2 protein-coding genes are annotated in these 1,446 nt (G+C 38.3%); both read left to right on the forward strand.

The window, feature by feature from the left end:
• Positions 1-234: transposase (locus C8P70_RS10050; protein ID WP_166666216.1), on the forward strand; the 234-nt coding region annotated here is incomplete at its 5' end.
• 753 nt (positions 235-987) lie between these two features.
• A partial coding sequence (locus C8P70_RS10055; RefSeq protein ID WP_317128284.1) for an RHS repeat domain-containing protein occupies positions 988-1,446 on the forward strand: 459 nt, incomplete at its 3' end.

Consider the following 1,446-nt stretch of genomic DNA (forward strand, 5'->3'; position numbering starts at 1 on the left):
AATCAAAAGGATTATAAACCACAATTTTATTTGTTCAAAAAACAACGAAAGAGAATTGAAACCTTGTTCTCGCAATTGTGCGACCAATTTATGATGAGACGTAATTACGCCAAGATATTTGAAGGTTTCAAAACCAGATTATTAGCTAAAATAACGGCGTTAACAGTTGTACAATTCATCAACAAAGAATATTTCAATAGGAATATCAATAACTTAAAAGTGTGTATTATTTAAAATGCACAACGGGTATCATATTATTGTTTTTACTTTAAAATGTTCTTTAATGCTTTTCCAACGACCTCATTTCTCTGTCGAGTGTCTTCTTGGTGCAGTTTTGCATCAAACTATATGGGCGAAGCCACCGTCATATAGTTTGCAAAACAAACCTTAGAAAGACCGATAGGAGAAATGCAGTCTTGATCTTTTGTTTCTTTTATATCAAGATAAAAGAAAAGAAACCTTGTCTTGCTGAACTTGGTTCGGAATCTCTTTTCTTATTCTTTTGTAAGGGGTACAAAAGAATCAAAACCCCCTTCGCTACACCTGCCTACGCTGTCTTTTTACGCCTTATTCAGACACGAATACAAACTGCCTTCGGCTTGTATTCTCAGTACTTCATTTCGGCTTAAAGATACTCGCTTGTCAGCTTAGGCGGTTTGGTGCGGATGTTTATTTTCGGTTTATAAATCATATTGTCGCTTTTTATTAAAATTAAATAGTTGTATCAAGACAAAATGAAGGGAATTTTGTCTATACGAGCTCGTTTCGGAATCTCTTTTCTTATTCTTTTGTAAGAGGTACAACTATTTGTTGCAAAACAAATAATCACTGAACACAAAATCACAATAAATAAGATGTGAAGTAAAAGAATCAAAATCGCCTCTCGCTGCACCTGCCTACGCTGTCTTTTTACGCCTTATTCAGACACGAATACAAACTGCCTACGGCTTGTATTCTCAGCACGGAGCAAACAAAACAGTTGACAATATGGGGTGGCGCTCCGGCTTGCTGATAGATCGGGGCTATACCGGACACGAACACCTTTACACGGTTGGGTTAATCCATATGAATGGCAGAGTGTACGATCCGTTACTGAGAAGGTTTATGTCTCCGGATAATTATGTACAGGATGTAAACAACACACAAAATTACAACCGGTATGGTTATGTGCTGAATAATCCGTTACTTTATACCGATCCGAGCGGGGAATTTATTGTAGCTGCTTTAATAGGGGTTGCTGTAGGAATTGTAGCCAATGGCATTGTAAATTCATTTAATGATGTTCCGTTCTTTTACGGTGCGGGTAAAGCCGGAGTAATGGGAGGAATTGGCGGAGCCATCAGCTTTGGTATAGGCAGTGTGTCAACGTATTTTGGCAATGCTGCTTTTGCGGCGCAAGCAGGTATGCACGGCATCTCGGGAGGAATAATGAGTGAAATAGAAGGA

This window comes from Myroides indicus (assembly GCF_004364575.1).
In the GTDB taxonomy this organism is placed as follows: Bacteria; Bacteroidota; Bacteroidia; order Flavobacteriales; family Flavobacteriaceae; genus Flavobacterium; species Flavobacterium indicum_A.